Here is an 18,045-nt window from a genome sequence, read left to right on the forward strand (position 1 = left end):
TACCTTAGCAGTCCCTCCAAGCGAAAGACTTTTAGCGGTGACAGACAGTCAGAAATCCGACGAAACAGCAGCAGTGGCCAACGAAGAAGCAGTCGAGGCGACCGATACCAACAGTACGGAAGCGTCCGCTCCTGTATCTGCAGAACAGCCCGTGACCGCAGAAGAGCCAACCCCGGCTGAGCCCGCAGCCTCCGCAGCGGAGGAACCCGCTGCAGTGGCTGAGCCTGCACCGGCGGCTGCACCTCGCCCTACGCCGTCTCCGGCGCCTTCCCCCGCAGCGTTTGCGGCCCGGCCCAAGGCTCCCGCCGCCGTCGTGCCTGCCGCTCCGGCAGTGTCCGCGGCGACACTTGCTGAAGCAGCCAAATGGGGTCGTGCCGAAGGTGACGGCCACGTCTTCCTGACGCTGGATGGTGAGGAAATCGCCGTCGGCCAATACCCAGGCGTCAGCCCCGATGAAGCGCTGGGCTACTTCGCACGGAAGTTCGACGACATCATCGCCCAGGTGGTCCTGCTCGAACACCGGGTGGAGTCCAAGGCACCCGCAACGGACATGCAGAAGACTGTCACCCATCTGCGTGAGCAGCTCGCCGAACGGAACATGGTGGGCGACATCCGCTCCGCCGAGTCCCGACTTGACGCCCTGTCCACCCAGATCGTGGAGCTGGAAAAGTCCGAAAAGGCTGCCCATGACGCCGTCCGCGCCTCCGAGCTTGCAGCCCGGGAAGCCATCGTGGCCGAAGCGGAGTCCATTGCCGGCCAGGATCCTGCACAGATCCAGTGGAAAACCTCCAGCGCCCGCATGAACGAACTGTTCGAGACATGGAAGGCTGCCCAGAAGAGCGGCGTCCGGCTCGGCCGCAGCAACGAAGACGCCCTGTGGAAGCGGTTCCGTTCAGCACGAACAGTGTTTGATCGACACCGCCGGGCCTACTTCTCCCAACTGGACAGCAACAACTCTGCTGCCAAGTCCGCCAAGGAAGCCCTGATTGCGGAGGCCGAGGCACTGTCCTCGTCCACCGACTGGGGATTCGCTGCCGGCGAGTATCGCCGGCTGATGGACCAGTGGAAGGCTACCCCTCGCGCCAGCCGCAAGGACGACGACGCCCTGTGGAGTCGGTTCCGTGCGGCCCAGGACGTATTCTTCAGCAATCGCCAGGCGGCCAATGATCAAATCGACCAGGAATACACTGCCAACCTGGCCGTCAAGGAACAGCTGGTAGCCGAGGCGCAGGCCCTCCTTCCCATCAACGATCTCAACGCCGCCAAGAAGGCCCTCCAGTCCATCCGGGACCGTTGGGAAGAGGCAGGCAAGGTTCCGCGCGCAGACATGGGTCGCATTGAGGCTGGCCTTCGCAAGGTGGAGGACGCTGTGCGCGACGCTGAAGAAGAGAAGTGGCGCCGGAGCAACCCCGAGACAAAGGCCCGGACCAACAGCGCCTTGTCTCAGCTGGAGACCGCCATTGCCGGCCTGAAGGAAGACCTCGAAAAGGCGGAGAAGGCAGGCGACCAGCGCCGTATCAAGGCCGCGCGCGAGGCCTTGGAAGCACGCCAGGCTTGGCTTGACCAGATCCAACGCTCGGCCAGCGACCTCGCTTAGTTCTTTTCTGCGTTTCGCTTGATACAGGCTCCGTTCCCGTTATCCACATAACCGGGACGGAGCCTGTACTCGTTAGGCCGCTGCGCGGAATGATCAATGGATGGTCCCCGCTGCAACCACCCCGCACTTAGTCGAGCCGGTCATCCCTGAGCTCTACTCCCCCAGCCGAATCTTCACCTGGCACGAATTGCAGGGGATGGCCTTGGATGGCATCCTGCTGCCCCTCTACGGCAAGAGCTACGCCTCACCGGGTGTGGCCGTCACGCACCGGCTGCGTGCCCGTGCAGCGGCCCTGACCGTCCCGGAACGGATTCGCACCAAGGTGGTCGCCGGACGGCTGACAGCAGCATGGATCTACGGCTGCGCCAAACCTCCAGAGCATTTGTCGCTCTTGGTTGACGCGAAGCACCGGATATCCAGTTTGCGAGGCACCACCCCATGCAGCCTCCATGAGGTGCGGCTTGGACAGCTGGATGTGGTGAGCCTGGGTGGAATGCTGGTGAGCAGTCCACTCCGTACGGCCGCGGACATCGCCCTCCACGTCGAAACAGACCGCGCCCTGCCCGCGCTAAGGCGCCTCCTGAACCGGAAGGAACTCGGGATCAGGCTGCGCCTCCTCATTCTGGCCGTGGAGGCATCACCAAGAGTGCCCCATAAAAAACGGGCGTTGACCACGCTTTCACGACTGGCTGATGAAGATGCGACTTAGCTGCGGCGCCGGTTGCCGGTGGTGCGGTAGACGTCGAAGACACCGTCGATGCGGCGCACGGCGTTCAACACGTGGTGCAGGTACTTGGGATCACCCATCTCGAAGGCGAACTTCGAGATGGCTACTCTGTCGCTGGAAGTGTGAACCGATGCGGCGAGGATATTGACGTGATTTTCGGACAAGATACGCGTCACGTCGGACAGGAGGGACTTCCTGTCCAGCGCTTCCACTTGGATTTCCACCAGGAAGACACTGGACTGCGTGGGTGCCCACTCAACTTCGACGATCCTGTCCGGCTGGTCACGGAGACCCGAAACGTTAGTGCAATCGGTTCGGTGGACGGATACGCCCGATCCACGGGTAACGAAGCCCAGGATGGGATCAGGCGGCACAGGCGTGCAACACCGGGCCAGCTTGACCCAAACATCGCCCACGCCGCGGACAATGACGCCCGAATCAGAGAACTTGGACTTGGCAACCTGCGTGGCAATACTGACTTCATCGAGGTCTTCGTCCGGCGTTTCATGGCCGCCCAGCTGCTCCATGAGCTTTTCCATGACGGACTGGGCAGATGTATGCCCGTCGCCGACCCCCGCGTAGAGCCCGGAAATGTCGACGTAGTGGAAGTCCTCCGCGACTGCCGACAAAGCATCGTGAGTCATGAGCCGCTGCAATGGGAGGTTCTGCTTCCGCATGGCGCGTGTCAGCATGTCCTTGCCGCGGTCGATCGCTTCTTCGCGGCGTTCCTTGGTGAACCACTGACGGATCTTGTTGCGCGCACGGGCCGATTTAACGAAATGCTGCCAGTCCTGGCTTGGTCCGGCGCCTTCCGCCTTGGAGGTGAAGATCTCCACCCAGTCGCCATGGTTCAGCTCACTGTTGAGGGGAACCAGTTTGCCGTTGACCCGCGCACCAATGGTGCGGTGTCCCACCTCCGTATGAACGGCGTAGGCAAAGTCCACAGGCGTGGACCCCGCAGGAAGTGCCATGACTTCGCCCTTGGGCGTGAACACGAAGACTTCCCGGGCGTTGATTTCGTACCGCAGGGAATCCAAGAACTCCCCAGGATCGGACGTCTCCTGCTGCCAGTCCACCAAGGACCTCAGCCAGCCCATGTCGCCGTCGCGCGGGCTGCCCGGGCCTTGGGCTGTCCTGTTGGGCTGATCCTTGTACTTCCAGTGCGCAGCAACACCGTATTCTGCACGGCGATGCATCTCGTGGGTACGGATCTGGATCTCCACTGGTTTCCCACCGGGACCTATGACGGTGGTATGCAGCGATTGGTACATATTGAACTTCGGCATCGCGATGTAGTCCTTGAACCGACCCGGAAGGGGGTTCCATCGCGAGTGCAGGGTGCCAAGTGCTGCGTAACAGTCGCGCACCGAATCGACCAGGACACGAACCCCCATGAGGTCGTTGATGTCGTCAAAGTCCTTATCCCTGACGATCATCTTCTGGTAGATCGAGTAATAGTGCTTGGGCCGGCCGGTGATGGTGGCTTTGATCCGGGCGGTCCGGAGATCGTCGGCGATCTGGTTGCGGATGACGCTGAGGCTCTTCTCGCGCTCCGGCGTCCGGTCTCCCACCATGCGGACTATTTCTTCGTACACCTTGGGGTAGAGAGCCGCAAAGGACAGGTCCTCAAGTTCCCACTTGATGGTGTTCATACCCAGGCGGTGGGCCAGCGGCGCGAAGATTTCGAGTGTTTCGCGGGCTTTGCGCGACGAAGACTCTGCGGAAACGAAGCGCCAGGTACGTGCGTTGTGCAGGCGGTCGGCCAACTTGATCATCAGGACACGGATGTCCTTGGCCATCGCCACAACCATTTTGCGGACGGTCTCCGACTGGGCGGCCTCGCCAAAGCTGACCTTGTCCAGCTTGGTCACGCCGTCCACGAGCATGGCGACTTCAGGACCAAAGTCCCTCGTCAGGTCAGCGAGCGTGTACGGAGTGTCTTCGACGGTGTCGTGGAGCAGGGCCGCGGCCAGAGTCGTACCCGTCATACCGAGCTCAGCCAGTATGGTGGCTACTGCGACGGGGTGGGTGATGTAAGGATCGCCGCTCTTGCGTTTCTGGCCCTGGTGGCTACGCTCTGCTACGGCAAAGGCGCGCTGGATCAGGTCAAAGTCTTCTTTGGGATTGTTGGCCCGAACAGTCCGCAGCAGGGGCTCAAGGATCGGCGAGTACGGAGCGACGCCGCGGCCGGTGAGCCGTGCCAGTCGGGAACGAGTGCGCTCACGCCGCCCCGGAAAGGTTGGACGCACGCCGGGAGTATCGACCGGTACCGCACCTGCGGTCCGTCCAGCCACGCTCGTTGCCGGAACCGCCACAGCACTGCGGCCGTCTTCCCCGCCCGCCGGTGGTGCCGACGTCGCACGTTCTTCCACAGAAGTACCCCTCACAACCGATTTAATTCTCCCAGTCTATTCCCGCAAGTGAATGCTTCTGCAACTGGACAGCACATGACGATGACAGCGGCAAGTCAAAGCGCCGGTCCCCGCGCTGTTGCGGGGACCGGCTCTTTGGCGAAACACTGGGCTGCAGGGACCTTAGACCGTGACTTCAGCCCTGCGGTGCGCTACCTTCTTGGCCTGCTTCACGAGTTCCGGTTCTCCCTGCCGCAACCAGGCGTACAGGGGTGCAGCGATGAAGATCGTGGCCGCGGTACCAATGAGGATGCCCACGAACAGCGCCAAGGACAAGTCACGCAATGTTCCCGCGCCCAAGAGACCGGCACCGATGAACAGGATCGCCGCCACCGGGAGGACCGCCACCATCATGGTGTTGATGGAACGGACCAGGGTTTGGTTGACAGCAAGGTTCACCTCTTCGCCAAACGTGCGGCGTGTGGAGGTGGAAATATCGGCTGTATTCTCGCGGATCTTGTCGAAGACCACCACGGTGTCATACAGCGAGTAGCTGAGGACGGTCAGGAAGCCGATGATTGCCGACGGCGTCACCTCGAAGTCGCTCAGTGCGTAAACACCCGCTGTGGTGAACATCGTGACGAGCATGCCAACCAGGGCGGACAACGACATCTTCCAGGTCCTGAAGTACAACGCCATCAGAATGGCGGCCAAGCCAACAAAGACCACCAGGCCGATGAGTGCCTGGCGCGTGACATCCTGCCCCCACGTGGGGCCTACGAAGTTGGATGTCACTTCGTTTTCCGTGACACCGTAGGCGGTTGTGAGGCCGTCCTTGATGCGGTTGGTCTCGTCATCGGTCAGCTGATCCGTCTGGATGCGCATGGTGTTTCCCGCGACATTGGCGACGCGCGGAATCGCACCCGGAACGACGTCGTGGACGGCCTTTTCGCCCAGGCTTGCATCCGTGGTGCTCACGTTCGAAACGGTAAACTCCGAGCCGCCGCGGAACTCGATTCCCAGGTTGAAGCCACCCTTTGCCACCGGAATGAGGATGGAGAGGGCCACGGCCACCGCCGCGATGATGAACCAGATCTTCTTGGAATTGACGAAGTTGTACGAGCGCTTGCCCGTGTAGAGCTCATGGCCGAAGGTTGCGAAGCTCGTGGTCATTACTTCTCCTCCTTGGTGCCGTTGGAAGTACCAGTCAGCTGGCCCTTCTCGGCGAGGCGCCGTTCGGCGATGGTCATGCGTCGTTCGGCTTCAGCCACGGCGCCGGAGTTGCGTGCGCGCACGGGCTTGGGCTTCTCATCCGGAGCCCGAAGCCTGCCGGCGCCGCGGTACAGCGGTATGGCGCCAAGGCGGTCCGGCGAGAGTCCGGAGAACCGGTGTCCTTCGCCGAAGAACTTGGTGCGGGCAAGAACCTGCAGCATGGGGTGCGTGAACATGAAGACCACGAGGAGGTCGGCCAGGGCCGTCAGGCCCAGGGTGAACGCGAAACCGCGCACGTTGCCCACCGCCACGAAGTAGAGGACCAACGCGGCCAGGAGGTTGACGGCCTTGGAGGCCAGCACGGTGCGCTTGGCGCGCTTCCAGCCGTTCTCGACGGCGGAAACAAGTCCACGTCCTTCGCGCAGCTCATCACGGATGCGTTCGAAGTAGACGATGAACGAGTCGGCGGTCTGACCAATGGCCACAATCAGGCCGGCCACCCCTGCCAGGGACAAGCGATAGTTTTCGGTCCACCCGAGGATGGCGATCGCCAGATACGTCAGGACACCGGCCACCACAAGGGACGCAATGGTGACCAACCCAAGGGCACGGTATTGGAAGAGTGAATAGACAACAACCAGCAACAAACCGATCATGCCGGCCAGCAGACCGAGCCGCAGCTGGTCGCCACCGAGTGTGGCTGAGATCTGCTCCTGCGATTGGATCTCGAAGCTGATCGGCAGCGCACCGTAGCGCAACTGGTCGGACAAGGCCTTGGCGGACGCCTGCGTGAAGTTGCCCGTAATCTGCGGGCGGCCGTCAGTGATGACGGCAAGGGAACGCGGCGCGGAAATTACTTTGTCGTCGAGGACAATAGCGAACTGGGACTTGGGATCGTCGGTACCCTGCGCCTGTGCTGCCACATAGTACTGGTTGAGCCGCTCGGTGACGGCCTTGAATTTCGCGGTGGCATCCGCGTTGAAGACGATGTTGACACCCCAGGAGTTGGTCACGGAACCCTGTGCACCCTGAACCTGGGAGAAGGTGGAATCGCTGATGTCCTGCCCCCTGACCTCAACCGGACCAAGGATGTACTTGACCGCGGGAGTCTGGGCGGTGGCTGCCTCGCAAGTCACCAGGGGCTTGGCGGGATCGGAGCGGTCGCGCCGTTCGGTGGAGGGATTGACGCAATCGAGTGCTTCGAATTCCTTCTGGACTTCCGGAGTGATCCAATTGGGGTCGCTGGCGTTGGCCGGCTCCGCTGTCGGCTTGTTCAGCTGGTCTTCCGGCGTCCGGGACTCGACAGGAATGGCGGCGGGGTCGGCCGCAGCGATGACCGGGCGGAAGTTCATGTCGGCCGAAGCCTGGATGAGGTCCCGGGTTTCCTTGGAAGGTGTACCCGGAAGGCTAACCACCACGTTGCGGCCGGACTGCGTGCTGATTTCCGCTTCGGCCACGCCGGAGCCGTCGACACGCTGCCGAATGATGGCAACTGCCTGGTTGAGCTGCTCCTCATTGATCTCGCTGGAACCCTCCACCCTGGGGGCGAGGATCATCTGGGTTCCGCCTTCGAGGTCCAGGGCAAGCTTGGGAGCCCAACTGGCATTGCCAGTCACCACTCCGCCAGCCAGGACAGCGGTTAGTACAACGAATATTGCTCCAAGCCAAGTCAGCACCCTGCGGGCTGAGTTTTTGGGGCCGGTCCGTGCCATTATCGATCTTCCTGTTATCGCCGAACAGCCGCCGGCGCACGCTGGTGAGCGTCAGCCGGCGGCTTTCCGCTGCCGTAGAAGTTGTCCTCCGCGGTGTTGCCGCGGTTGACGATGCTAGTTGTCCTTCTTGTCCTCTTTGTTGAGGCGCGCGATGGTTTCTTCCGGCGTTTCGACGGCTGCGGGAGTTTCAGTCTCCGCTGCGGTCAGGGAAGAAGCGTCGTCCGGAACAACCGGGGCTTCCTCAGGGGCCGTCTCGACCACCTTGGTGACGGCCTGGCGGTGAACCGTGGCCTCGTTGCCCGGGGACAGCTCGATAACGACCTTGTTCTCAGCCTCGTCGATGGAAACGATGCGGCCAAACAGACCGAAGCTGGTCATAACATCGACGCCCGGAGCGAACTTGGACTGCATTTCAGCCTGCTGCTGCTGGGTCTTCTTGTTGCGGCGGAACATCATGAAGACAAAGAGTCCAAGCATGACGAACAGCAATATGGTCATTGGATCCACAGGGAAGTTCCGTTCTGTACTTACGTTTTGGTTCCCGGCAACGTCCCTGGCAGATCCGCGAAGCGGGCGCATGGATCAAGGACTCGAACGTGCCGAGCGTCATACCAGTCTAGAGGGAAAACCTGAACACGGCGTGTTAACCAACGGTATCTACGCTTTCGGCGTGGTTTTCATCCTCACCGAACAGTGCCAAGGTCTCTTGGCCGAAGACTCCTGACGGCACCGCATATCCCAAGTGCGTCCACGCGGATGCCATGGCTATGCGCCCGCGCGGCGTACGTCCCAGCAAACCCTCACGCACCAGGAACGGCTCTGCCACGGTCTCAACGGTTTCGGGTTCTTCGCCCACGGCTATCGCCAACGTGGACAGGCCGACGGGGCCGCCATTGAACTTGGTAATCAGCGCCTCCAGCACGGAGCGGTCCAAGCGGTCCAAGCCACGCTCATCCACTTCGTACATGTCCAAGGCAGCTGACGCCGAACGGGCGTCAATTTGCTCAATCCCATGGACGAGAGCCCAGTCACGGACCCGGCGAAGAAGGCGGTTGGCGATACGCGGCGTACCTCGCGACCGGCCTGCGATCTCGGTAAACCCGGCAGAGTTCACTTTCAGGTCCAGCAATCCGGCGGAACGTCGAAGGACGAGTTCGAGCTCAGCCACCGAATAGAACTCCAGGTGCCCCGTGAAACCGAAGCGGTCCCGAAGGGGCCCAGGCAGGAGACCGGCACGGGTTGTGGCGCCCACCAAAGTGAAGGGTGGGAGTTCGAGGGGAATGGCTGTTGCGCCCGCGCCCTTTCCAACGACGATGTCCACGCGGAAGTCTTCCATGGCCATGTACAGCATTTCCTCTGCGGGCCGGGACATACGGTGGATCTCGTCGAGGAACAGAACCTCGCCCTCGGACAGGGAGGAAAGGATGGCAGCCAGATCCCCGGCATGCTGGATGGCCGGACCGCTGCTGATGCGCAGCGGCGCGTTCATCTCGGCCGCAATGATCATGGCCAGGGTAGTCTTGCCCAGCCCGGGAGGACCGGACATCAACACATGGTCGGCACTGCGGCCGCGCATCTTCGAGGCTTCAAGGACGAGTGCAAGTTGCTTGCGGACCCGGTGCTGGCCCACGAAGTCATGCAGGTTCTTGGGGCGGAGGGCAGCCTCAATGACCCGCTCCTCCGGCTCCTCTCCCCCGCTGACGAGTGATTGTTCAGCCACGGCTGCCTACGCGGTTGCCGGCGCGTGCACCATCTTGGCCCAGCCAACGCAGCGTGCCGCGGAGGATTTGGGCTACGTTGCCCGCGTCCACAAGCTCGGGAGAATCGGCCATGGCTTTGTCGATGCTGACCGTGGCGTCTTTCTCGGACCAACCCAAGCTGGTCATGGCCGCAACTACCTGCGGCTTCCATTCGGCCTTGATGGCATTTTCCGGGGCCGTAGTGGTACCCGTGCCATGCGGAACCAGCTTTCCGGCGAGCTCCAGCACAATCCGCCCCGCAACCTTGGGCCCGATGCCGGGTACTTTGGTGAAAGCCTTGCCGTCACCGGTGTGAGCAGCGACCCGAATTGCCTCGGGCTCATGGACAGCAAGCACAGCCAACGCCAGGCGGGGGCCAACCCCGCTCACGCTCAGCAGGACATCGAAAACTTCGCGTTCGTCGTCGTCCGCAAAGCCGAACAACGTGAGGGAGTCTTCCCGGACGATCATGGAAGTGAAGAGCTTGGCTTCAGTACCCACTTTGAGGTGGCTCAAGGTCTGCGGGGTGGCGAAGACGCTCATGCCCGCACCGTTGAGGTCAATGACGGCGGTGGACAAACCAACGTGGGCTACGGTTCCACGGAGAAAACTGATCAAGACCCGGCTCCTGAATTCTTACGGCCAAAGCGGACTATCCGAACATATCTACGAATACCCTAGCAAGGGCAGCCGACAATCACCGCGCGCGGCGCGCTTTCGCTTCGGCTTCGGCCCACGCCTTTTGGGCCGGGGTGAGGGTACCCGCACCGGAGTTGCCGCCGGCAGCGCCCATCCCGTTTCCGGCACGCCAGGCGTGCGTCAAGGCCAAGGCAAGGGCATCAGCGGCATCTGCAGGCTTCGGCGGGGCATCCAAACGCAGAATCTTTGTCACCAACTTGGTGACGGCATCCTTGTTGGCCGACCCACTGCCGGTCACCGCGGCTTTGACCTCAGACGGTGTATGCAACGCGACCGGGATGCCGCGGCGCGCCGCCGCCGCAATAACGACGCCTGACGCCTGGGCCACGCCCATCACGGTGCTGACGTTCATCTGGGAGAAAACACGTTCGACGGCGACGACGTCTGGCTCGTGCCGGTCCAGCCATTCATCGATGGCTTCGGCAATGACAAGCAACCGCTTGTCCAGTGTCAGTTCGGCAGAGGTACCTACCACGCCGACCGCAACCATCGTGGCCCGCCGGTTGCGCTCGATGTCCACCACGCCGATTCCGCAACGGGTAAGGCCCGGATCGACTCCCAATACGCGAAGAGTCAAGTCCGGGCCTTCCTGGCGGTCATCAAAATAAGGTGCTGCCCCGCCTAGTCGGCGTCGAGGGCAGCCTGCACTTCCTCGCTGAGGTCCGCATTGCTGTACACATTCTGGACGTCGTCCAAATCTTCCAACGCGTCCACGAGCTTCATGAACTTCCTGGCGCCATCAACGTCGAGGTCCACCTGCATGGACGGGACGAATTCGGCTTCGTCGGTTTCGTAGTCGATGCCCGCTTCCTTCAGGGCGTCGCGGATAGCCTGAAGGTCCGAAGGCTCGGAGTGGATTTCCCAGTTCTCGCCGCTGTCCTTGACTTCTTCGGCGCCGGCTTCCAACACCGCCATCAGGATGTCATCTTCGCTCAGGCCGTTCTTCGGCAGTACGACTACACCCTTGCGGGCGAAGAGGTAGCTGACGGACCCGGGGTCGGCAATGGTGCCGCCGTTACGCGAAATGGCCAGGCGCACCTCGGAGGCAGCCCGGTTCTTGTTGTCGGTGAGACACTCAATCAGCAGAGCAGAGCCTTGGGGACCACGGGCTTCGTACATGATTTCGGTGTAGTCGACGACCTCACCCGTGAGGCCCGCACCACGCTTGATGGCGCGGTCGATGTTGTCATTGGGAACCGAGGTCTTCTTTGCCTTGGTGACGGCCAGTTCCAGGCCAGGGTTGCCGGCGAGGTCGGGGCCACCCATGCGGGCAGCTACTTCGATGTTCTTGATCAGCTTTGCGAACGACTTTGCACGCCTGCCGTCAATGATGGCTTTCTTGTGCTTGGTGGTCGCCCATTTGGAGTGGCCTGACATGCTTTACGCTTCTCCTCTGATCATTCGAATAAAGAGTTCATGCACGCGTTTCTCCCCCGTCACTTCCGGATGGAAGGAGGTGGCCAGCAATTGGCCGGAACGCACTGCAACAATTCTAGCCACTCCGTGCAAAGTAGCCGTGTGGCTGGCGTGGTCCGGATCAACCTGCGCCAGGACTTGGACGTTGGGACCCACTCGCTCTACCCAGGGGCCACGGATGAACACGGCGTGAACAGGATCCACGCCCGACTCTCCCGCGCTGAAATCCAAACCCTTGAAATCAAGGTCGGTTTCGAAGGATTCGCGCTGGCGGCCAAAGGCATTGCGACGCACCGTGATGTCCAGGCCGCCAAAGGTCTGCTGGGGATTTCCTGCGAGGTCGGTGGCAGGATCTGCGATTTCATCAGCCAGGAGGATCATGCCGGCGCAGGAACCGTAGACGGGAAGGCCGTCCGCGATCCGCTTCTGCAACGGATCGCGCAATTCGAAGATCCGGGACAGTTTGTCGATGGTGGTGGATTCTCCGCCCGGGATGATCAGGCCGTCGATGTCGTCGAGCTCGGCGGGCCGGCGGATACCCACGCCGGTGGCGCCAGCAGCCTCCACAGCGTGAATATGCTCGCGGAAGTCGCCCTGGAGAGCCAATACGCCGATCCGGAGTCCTGAACCCACGCGCGATGAAGCATCGGAAAGGGGTTTGGTCATTCGACCATCATAGTGGCCTGTATCCATCTCAACGTTCCGAATGACGGTGGGGTACCGCCAGCGGGCCGGGTTCCATGCCTTAACTGGGATATATTACAGAGCATGCTTTCCTTCAGCGTCCCCCTCGGCAAGCTGGTCCGCACACTCTCCCGGCTTCGGGGCGGTGGCTCGGCTTTTCCCGGCCTGGTGGTTGAGAAAATCGACCCCGGCTTCATGCAGCGAACGCTGGCTTCACTCCCCCACGGCGTCGCGGTGGTCAGCGGCACCAACGGCAAAACCACTACCACGAAGATGGTGGTGGAACTCCTGGAAAGCCAAGGCCTGAAGGTCTTCACCAATCGCACCGGCAGCAACTTCACCCGCGGGGTGGCCGCATCGCTCCTCGGGGAGGTCGACTGGCGCGGACGCCTCGACGCCGACATCGCCATCCTCGAACTCGACGAAGCCCACGCCGTGCACTTCGTTAACAAGGTCCAGCCCCGGTTCAGCCTCCTGCTGAATGTCCTTCGCGACCAACTGGACCGCTTCGGCGAAATCGACAAGACCGCCCGCTTGTTGGAACACATCGCCTCCAAGACAACGGACACCGTGGTCCTGAACCGCGAGGATCCGCGCGTGGCAAGAATCGCCGACACCCTCAATGGCCTTGATGCCGTTCACCACCCCAGCGTGCGCTACTTCGGCCTCGACGAATCGCTCCGCAGCACTTTTCCCAACGATGACGAGATGCGCACCGGAAGCGGCCCTTCCCCGTCCGGCACTCCCGTTGCTGCCGCAACCGGTGACATCGTCGCCCTGCCGGCCGCCGACGTCGTACTCCGCCGGGTAGGTGCCCAGGACGCCGACTTCGAGTTCGACGGCAAGACGGTCACCACAGCCATGAAGCTGCGCGGCGTTTACAACATCTTCAACGCAGCTGCCGCTTTGTCCTTGGCGCGGGCCGTCCTGGGAACAGGCCCAGTTGACACTCCGAAGCTTGTGAAGGCGTTGGGCGAGGTGGCGCCCGCCTTCGGTCGAGGCGAAAGCCTTACCGTGGATGGACAGCCGCTTGAATTGGTGCTGGTTAAGAACCCAAGCGGTTTCCGGCTTGGCCTGAAGTCTTTTCCGGCCGGCGGCTACGCCACCATGATCGCCATCAATGACAACTACGCGGACGGTCGTGACATGTCCTGGCTCTGGGACGTTGAATTCGAGTCCCTTCGAGAAGACGGCGTGGAGGTCCTGACCGGCGTCCGGGCCTATGACATGGCTCTGCGCCTCCAGTACGACGAGGTGCCCTTCGGCGTGGTGGAACCGGACATCACCGCTGCTCTGCGCACGTTCATCGACGGTTCGCGCGGCAAGCCAAAGCGGGTCTTCTGCACGTACACGTCCATGCTCGCCATTCGCCGCGAACTCGCCAAAATCACCATAGTTGAGGTGGTCTCATGACTTCGGAAACACAGCCGACGCCCCGGGAAGCACATCCCAGCAAGGGAACCATCCGCGTGGTCCAGCTCTACCCGCGGGAAATGAACATCTACGGCGACTGGGGCAACGCCCTGGTCCTCCAGCAACGCATCAAATGGCACGGCTACACGCCGGAGCTGCTGGAGTACAACGTTGGCGACGATTTTCCCGAAGACGTCGACATCATTGTGGGCGGCGGGGGGCAGGACAGCGGCCAACTCGTCATCCAGGACGACCTCCAGGCGCGAGCAGAACAACTGAGGCAGCTCGCCGACGAGGGCGCTCCCATGTTGGTGATCTGCGGGCTGTACCAGCTTTTCGGGAAGTTCTTCAAGACCAGCACGGGACCCACCATTCCAGGAATCGGCATCCTGGACGTCGAAACCCACGGCACGGATGAACGGCTGATCGGCAACGTGATCATGAAGTCAGCCGAGTTCGGTGACATCCTGGGCTACGAGAACCACAGCGGTCAGACCACGCTCGGTCCCGGCGTCGAGCCTCTCGGAACCGTCACCAAAGGCGCGGGCAACAACAGCAAGGATGGTCATGAGGGAGCCCGCTACAACAACGTGGTAGCCAGCTACCTGCATGGATCGTTGTTGCCAAAGAACCCTGCCATTGCCGACTTCCTCATCAGGACGGCGGCAGAACGCAAATACGGCACCTTCGTACCGGGAGCGCCCGACGACGATTACGCCCGCCTCGCGCGCGAACACGCCGCCCGCCGTCCGCGGTAGCTACTTTTCCTTGGTGATCAGGAGCTCATGGGCTCCAGCGGTTGCGGCTCCCATGGACTCGACCACCGCTTTGGTGCGCTGATAGGTTGCCGCGTCAGCCTCCGGTGTTGCGCATACACCCTGCGGGGCATCGCTGGCCACTGAGCACCAACGGTAGGGGTCGCGGACGATCACCGATGGGGCCCAGGCCAAATCCGAGGCAACCCAGGCGCCCGCGGCATTCTGGCTGAACTGTGCCCTGACCAGAAGCCCTTCATTGTTGACGACGTACCATGGGGACAATTCCGTAACGCCATTGCCCAGCCCGTACACGATCCAGGTGCCCTTGTAATTCTCGATCGGGAGCACCGAGTGGGTATGGTGCCCGTAGACCATGGTGAACTGCCCGCTGTCGATCAAAGCATGTGCGACTTCCTGCTGCTGGGTGTTGGGTTCGCTGGCGTACTCATCTCCGGCGTGCATCACGCCCAAGACGATGTCGGCGCCAAGCGCTTTGGCCTGGGTTGCCTTCGCAATCATGACGGCCGGATCCAACTCGTCCACAAGCCACGGGTACTCCGGGATCTGACCGTTGTGCCCGTAGGTCCCGATGATGATGGCCACTTTGGCAGCATCGGTCTGGATCATCAGGATTTCCTTGGACGCCGCTTCCGTTCGGTAGGATCCTGTGTGCTTCAGGCCGGCGGCGTCGAGGGCGTCCAGGGTCCGGAGCAGACCGTCGGTTCCACGGTCTATGGTGTGATTGCTCGCCGTCGTACACGCTTGGTAGCCGACATCCTTGGACGCGGTGATGATCTGAGGCGGCACGTTGAACGACGGATAGGCCGAGAACGGCCCCTCGGGAGTTGCCACCGGGGTTTCCTGATGGCAGATGGCGAGATCGCTGTTGGCGATGTAGCGTCGCTGTCCTTCCAGAAGTGGAACGAAGGTGTAGCCCGGCAGTCCTGCCGCTGCGGCGTCCGCCCGGGCCTGCTGCCACAACTGGGTATGGACCAGCATGTCGCCGGTGACTGTAATGGAGGTGCATCGCAGTTCGGGGCACGCTGGGCCTTTGCCCGGAGTCGGGTTCGGAGCAGGAGTACGCGTCGGCGCGGGCGTCTCAGTGGCAGGGGCCGAAGCGGCACTGCTGCGGTCCTGGTCATCCGTTTCAGCAATGACCCCGCAGGCGCTCAACGTCACGGCCAGAGCCAGGACGGTCAGTCCCATCGCCGCCTTAAGAGGACGAGATACTGCCTCTGAAGATGTGATTTTCCCCATGGATTTCATCCTACGGCTGAAGCAGCGTGGAACCGGGCGTGCCGCCCTTGAGGACACGTTTCTTACGTGAAAGAGTCATTTCATGGTCAACCCCCTCATGAGCCCCAGCCCCTTGCCCTATGGACTACCGCCCTTCGCCGCCATAACTCCGGGGCATTATGCCGAGGCCCTTGAAACCGGGCTTGCCGAACACCTGCAGGAAATCAACGCCATTGCCGGTGATCCGGCCCCAGCGACGTTCGACAACACCGCCGTAGCCATGGAGCAATCCGGCCGCCTCCTCAGCAGGGCGGCGGCAGCCTTCTTCACCCTTGTCTCAGCTGACTCCTCCGAAGCGATCAAGGCGCTGGAAACGGAGTTCTCGCCCAAGTTCTCAGCCCATCAGGATGCTGTGTTCATGAACCGCACGCTGTACGAACGGTTCTCTGCCATCGATGCCACAAACCTTGGCGCCGAGTCAGCAAGGCTCGTGGAGGAGTACCTCAAGGAGTTCCGCCAGTCCGGTATCCAGCTCGATAATGCCGGACAGAGCAGGTTACGGGACGTCAACGCGGAACTTTCGCGCCTGGGAACCGAGTTTGGCCAGCGCGTCAAGGAGGCCATGAAAGCATCAGCCCTGCTGCTTGAAAACGCCGCGGACTTGGAGGGTTTGCCGGCCGAGTCCATCACCGGAGCTGCGGAGGCCGCCAAGGCGGCCGGACACGAAGGCAAGTACCTGCTGACACTGATCCAACCCAGCAATCAGCCTGCCCTTGCTTCCTTGGAAAACCGGGCCGTCCGCCGTCGGCTGTATGAAGCATCCTTGGCGCGCGGCACCGACGGTGGCCCCTTGGATGTGCGCGACCTCATTACTGCCACGGTGCGGCTGCGCGCGGAGAAGGCAACACTCCTGGGTTTCGCCAACTTCGCGGAGCTGGTGGTGGACCGGCAAACAGCTCCGGACTTTGCCGATGTGCAGGCGATGTTGGGCCGACTGGCACCTGCCGCCGTCCGGAACGCCCAGGCCGAAGCGAACGCCTTGGCGCGATCGGCCGGTCACGAACTGGAGCCGTGGGATTGGGCTTACTACTCGGCCCGGGTCCGCAAGGAGAAGTTCGCGGTGGATGAGCAGGCCCTGCGCCCGTACTTCGCCCTGGAGACCGTGCTGAACGACGGCGTCTTCCATGCAGCATCGCAGCTGTACGGAATCACGTTCCACGAGCGCGGTGATTTGGAGGGTTACCACCCCGACGTCCGTGTCTGGGAGGTTCGCGACGGAGACGGCAGCGGAATCGGACTTTTCCTGGGCGACTACTACTCCAGGGAGTCAAAGCGTGGTGGTGCCTGGATGAATTCCCTGATGGAACAGTCCCGACTGCTTGGCACGCAGTCGGTGGTGATCAACAACCTCAACATCACCAAGCCTGCTCCGGGCGAACCAACGCTGTTGTCCCTCGATGAAGTCCGGACGCTGTTCCACGAATTCGGGCACGCCCTTCATGGGCTGTTCTCCGATGTCACCTATCCGCGCTTTTCCGGGACGTCCGTGCCCCGGGACTTCGTGGAGTACCCATCACAGGTCAACGAAATGTGGATCATGTGGCCGGAGGTCCTGGCCAACTATGCTCGCCATCACTCCACCGGGGAGGCGCTCCCCCAGGGCATCGTGGACAAACTCAATGACTCACTGTTGTGGGGCGAAGGCTTCGCGACCACCGAGTATCTGGGCGCTGCGCTGCTTGACCTTGCCTGGCACGTGCTTTCCGCAGCAGACGTACCGGACGATGTCCTGGCTTTCGAGGCCAAGGCACTTGCAGATGCATCCATCGCCCACCCCTTGATTCCGCCACGTTACCGCACCGGCTACTTCCAACACATCTTCGCCGGCGCTGGCTACGCTGCGGGCTACTACTCCTACATCTGGAGCGAGGTCCTGGACGCCGATACCGTGGAGTGGTTCAAGGAAAACGGTGGCCTCACCCGCTCGAACGGCGATCACTTCAGGTCCCAGCTGCTCTCCCGCGGCAACAGCCGTGACCCTCTGGAGTCGTTCAGGGCGTTCCGGGGCCGCGACGCCGAGCTGGAGCCGTTGCTGAAGCGCCGCGGGCTGGAGTAGGAACGACGCCGGGCCGGTCACCTCGAAGGTAACCGGCCCGGCGTCGTACTTCTTTTGCTCTTTACCAGCCGCGTTCTGCGAGGCGGTGGGGCTGGGGGATTTCGTCGACGTTGATGCCGACCATGGCTTCGCCCAAGCCGCGGGAGACCTTGGCAATGACATCGGGATCGTCGTAGAACGTGGTGGCCTTCACGACGGCGGCGGCGCGCTCTGCGGGGTTGCCGGACTTGAAGATCCCCGAACCAACGAACACGCCGTCGGCGCCGAGCTGCATCATCATCGCAGCATCAGCCGGGGTCGCGATGCCCCCGGCAGTGAACAACACCACGGGGAGCTTGCCGGTCGCGGCGATTTCCTTGACCAGCTCGTACGGGGCCTGGAGCTC

At 62.1% G+C, this 18,045-nt stretch carries 15 protein-coding genes and 1 pseudogene; 5 read left to right on the plus strand and 11 right to left on the minus strand.

Annotated elements, in window-relative coordinates:
- The first annotated feature begins 37 nt into the window (after window positions 1–37).
- Window positions 38–1,597, plus strand: coding sequence for a DUF349 domain-containing protein (locus tag FQP90_RS03830; protein ID WP_144648397.1), 1,560 nt, complete (start codon window positions 38–40; stop codon window positions 1,595–1,597).
- A 100-nt stretch (window positions 1,598–1,697) separates the two neighbouring features.
- Window positions 1,698–2,306, plus strand: coding sequence for a hypothetical protein (locus tag FQP90_RS03835; RefSeq protein ID WP_144648398.1), 609 nt, complete (start codon window positions 1,698–1,700; stop codon window positions 2,304–2,306).
- Here the strand turns inward: FQP90_RS03835 and FQP90_RS03840 are convergent.
- The 9 genes from FQP90_RS03840 to pdxT form a co-directional block, all read right to left on the minus strand.
- Complete coding sequence (locus tag FQP90_RS03840) at window positions 2,303–4,696, minus strand: RelA/SpoT family protein (RefSeq protein WP_144648399.1); 2,394 nt, start codon at window positions 4,694–4,696, stop codon at window positions 2,303–2,305. The genes FQP90_RS03835 and FQP90_RS03840 overlap by 4 nt on opposite strands.
- A 162-nt stretch (window positions 4,697–4,858) precedes the next feature.
- Complete coding sequence (gene secF, locus FQP90_RS03845; protein WP_144648400.1) at window positions 4,859–5,848, minus strand: protein translocase subunit SecF; 990 nt, start codon at window positions 5,846–5,848, stop codon at window positions 4,859–4,861.
- Window positions 5,848–7,599 carry a protein translocase subunit SecD gene (gene secD / locus FQP90_RS03850; RefSeq protein ID WP_144648401.1) on the minus strand — a complete coding sequence of 584 codons (1,752 nt, stop codon included), beginning with the start codon at window positions 7,597–7,599 and terminating at the stop codon, window positions 5,848–5,850. Before secD ends, secF begins: the two co-directional genes overlap by 1 nt.
- 114 nt (window positions 7,600–7,713) lie before the next feature.
- A complete protein-coding gene (gene yajC, locus FQP90_RS03855) occupies window positions 7,714–8,097 on the minus strand; it encodes a preprotein translocase subunit YajC (protein WP_208759932.1) in 384 nt (127 codons plus the stop codon).
- 145 nt (window positions 8,098–8,242) lie between these two features.
- Entirely contained in the window at window positions 8,243–9,319 is a 1,077-nt protein-coding gene (gene ruvB / locus FQP90_RS03860) for a Holliday junction branch migration DNA helicase RuvB (RefSeq protein WP_144648403.1), read from the minus strand.
- Window positions 9,312–9,956: a Holliday junction branch migration protein RuvA gene (gene ruvA, locus FQP90_RS03865; RefSeq protein ID WP_144648404.1), complete on the minus strand. Its 645-nt coding sequence runs from the start codon at window positions 9,954–9,956 to the stop codon at window positions 9,312–9,314. Before ruvA ends, ruvB begins: the two co-directional genes overlap by 8 nt.
- Window positions 9,957–10,035: 79 nt before the next feature.
- Window positions 10,036–10,614: a crossover junction endodeoxyribonuclease RuvC gene (ruvC, locus tag FQP90_RS03870; protein ID WP_144648405.1), complete on the minus strand. Its 579-nt coding sequence runs from the start codon at window positions 10,612–10,614 to the stop codon at window positions 10,036–10,038.
- A gap of 44 nt (window positions 10,615–10,658) precedes the next feature.
- Window positions 10,659–11,414: a YebC/PmpR family DNA-binding transcriptional regulator gene (locus FQP90_RS03875; RefSeq protein ID WP_090821706.1), complete on the minus strand. Its 756-nt coding sequence runs from the start codon at window positions 11,412–11,414 to the stop codon at window positions 10,659–10,661.
- 3 nt (window positions 11,415–11,417) lie between these two features.
- Entirely contained in the window at window positions 11,418–12,119 is a 702-nt protein-coding gene (gene pdxT / locus FQP90_RS03880) for a pyridoxal 5'-phosphate synthase glutaminase subunit PdxT (protein WP_144648406.1), read from the minus strand.
- A 102-nt stretch (window positions 12,120–12,221) separates the two neighbouring features.
- Between pdxT and FQP90_RS03885 the strand changes: the two genes are divergently transcribed.
- Both FQP90_RS03885 and FQP90_RS03890 read left to right on the plus strand, forming a co-directional pair.
- A complete protein-coding gene (locus FQP90_RS03885; protein ID WP_144648407.1) occupies window positions 12,222–13,550 on the plus strand; it encodes a Mur ligase family protein in 1,329 nt (442 codons plus the stop codon).
- Window positions 13,547–14,308, plus strand: coding sequence for a type 1 glutamine amidotransferase (locus FQP90_RS03890; protein WP_144648408.1), 762 nt, complete (start codon window positions 13,547–13,549; stop codon window positions 14,306–14,308). The genes FQP90_RS03885 and FQP90_RS03890 overlap by 4 nt, the downstream gene beginning before the upstream one ends.
- Here the strand turns inward: FQP90_RS03890 and FQP90_RS03895 are convergent, their stop codons facing one another.
- Window positions 14,309–15,514, minus strand: a complete 1,206-nt coding sequence (locus FQP90_RS03895) for a CapA family protein (RefSeq protein WP_439898631.1) — start codon at window positions 15,512–15,514, stop codon at window positions 14,309–14,311. It abuts the gene before it with no gap.
- A gap of 133 nt (window positions 15,515–15,647) precedes the next feature.
- Between FQP90_RS03895 and FQP90_RS03900 the strand changes: the two genes are divergently transcribed.
- Complete coding sequence (locus tag FQP90_RS03900) at window positions 15,648–17,660, plus strand: M3 family metallopeptidase (protein ID WP_144648410.1); 2,013 nt, start codon at window positions 15,648–15,650, stop codon at window positions 17,658–17,660.
- 61 nt (window positions 17,661–17,721) lie between these two features.
- On the opposite strand, the pseudogene FQP90_RS03905 reads toward FQP90_RS03900, so the two are convergent.
- Window positions 17,722–18,045, minus strand: a pseudogene (locus FQP90_RS03905) (pyridoxal 5'-phosphate synthase lyase subunit PdxS); the annotation flags it as partial.

It is taken from the genome of Paenarthrobacter nitroguajacolicus (assembly GCF_007786235.1).
Lineage (GTDB): Bacteria > Actinomycetota > Actinomycetes > Actinomycetales > Micrococcaceae > Arthrobacter > Arthrobacter nitroguajacolicus_A.

Coding starts and splice junctions, on each gene's coding strand:
- FQP90_RS03835 (WP_144648398.1), top strand. CDS start 1,698: ATGGTCCCCGCTGCAACCACCCCGCACTTAGTCGAGCCGGTCATCCCT.
- secF (WP_144648400.1), bottom strand. CDS start 5,848: ATGACCACGAGCTTCGCAACCTTCGGCCATGAGCTCTACACGGGCAAG.
- secD (WP_144648401.1), bottom strand. CDS start 7,599: ATGGCACGGACCGGCCCCAAAAACTCAGCCCGCAGGGTGCTGACTTGG.
- yajC (WP_208759932.1), bottom strand. CDS start 8,097: ATGACCATATTGCTGTTCGTCATGCTTGGACTCTTTGTCTTCATGATG.
- FQP90_RS03875 (WP_090821706.1), bottom strand. CDS start 11,414: ATGTCAGGCCACTCCAAATGGGCGACCACCAAGCACAAGAAAGCCATC.
- pdxT (WP_144648406.1), bottom strand. CDS start 12,119: ATGACCAAACCCCTTTCCGATGCTTCATCGCGCGTGGGTTCAGGACTC.
- FQP90_RS03885 (WP_144648407.1), top strand. CDS start 12,222: ATGCTTTCCTTCAGCGTCCCCCTCGGCAAGCTGGTCCGCACACTCTCC.
- FQP90_RS03890 (WP_144648408.1), top strand. CDS start 13,547: ATGACTTCGGAAACACAGCCGACGCCCCGGGAAGCACATCCCAGCAAG.
- FQP90_RS03895 (WP_439898631.1), bottom strand. CDS start 15,514: ATGGGACTGACCGTCCTGGCTCTGGCCGTGACGTTGAGCGCCTGCGGG.
- FQP90_RS03900 (WP_144648410.1), top strand. CDS start 15,648: ATGGTCAACCCCCTCATGAGCCCCAGCCCCTTGCCCTATGGACTACCG.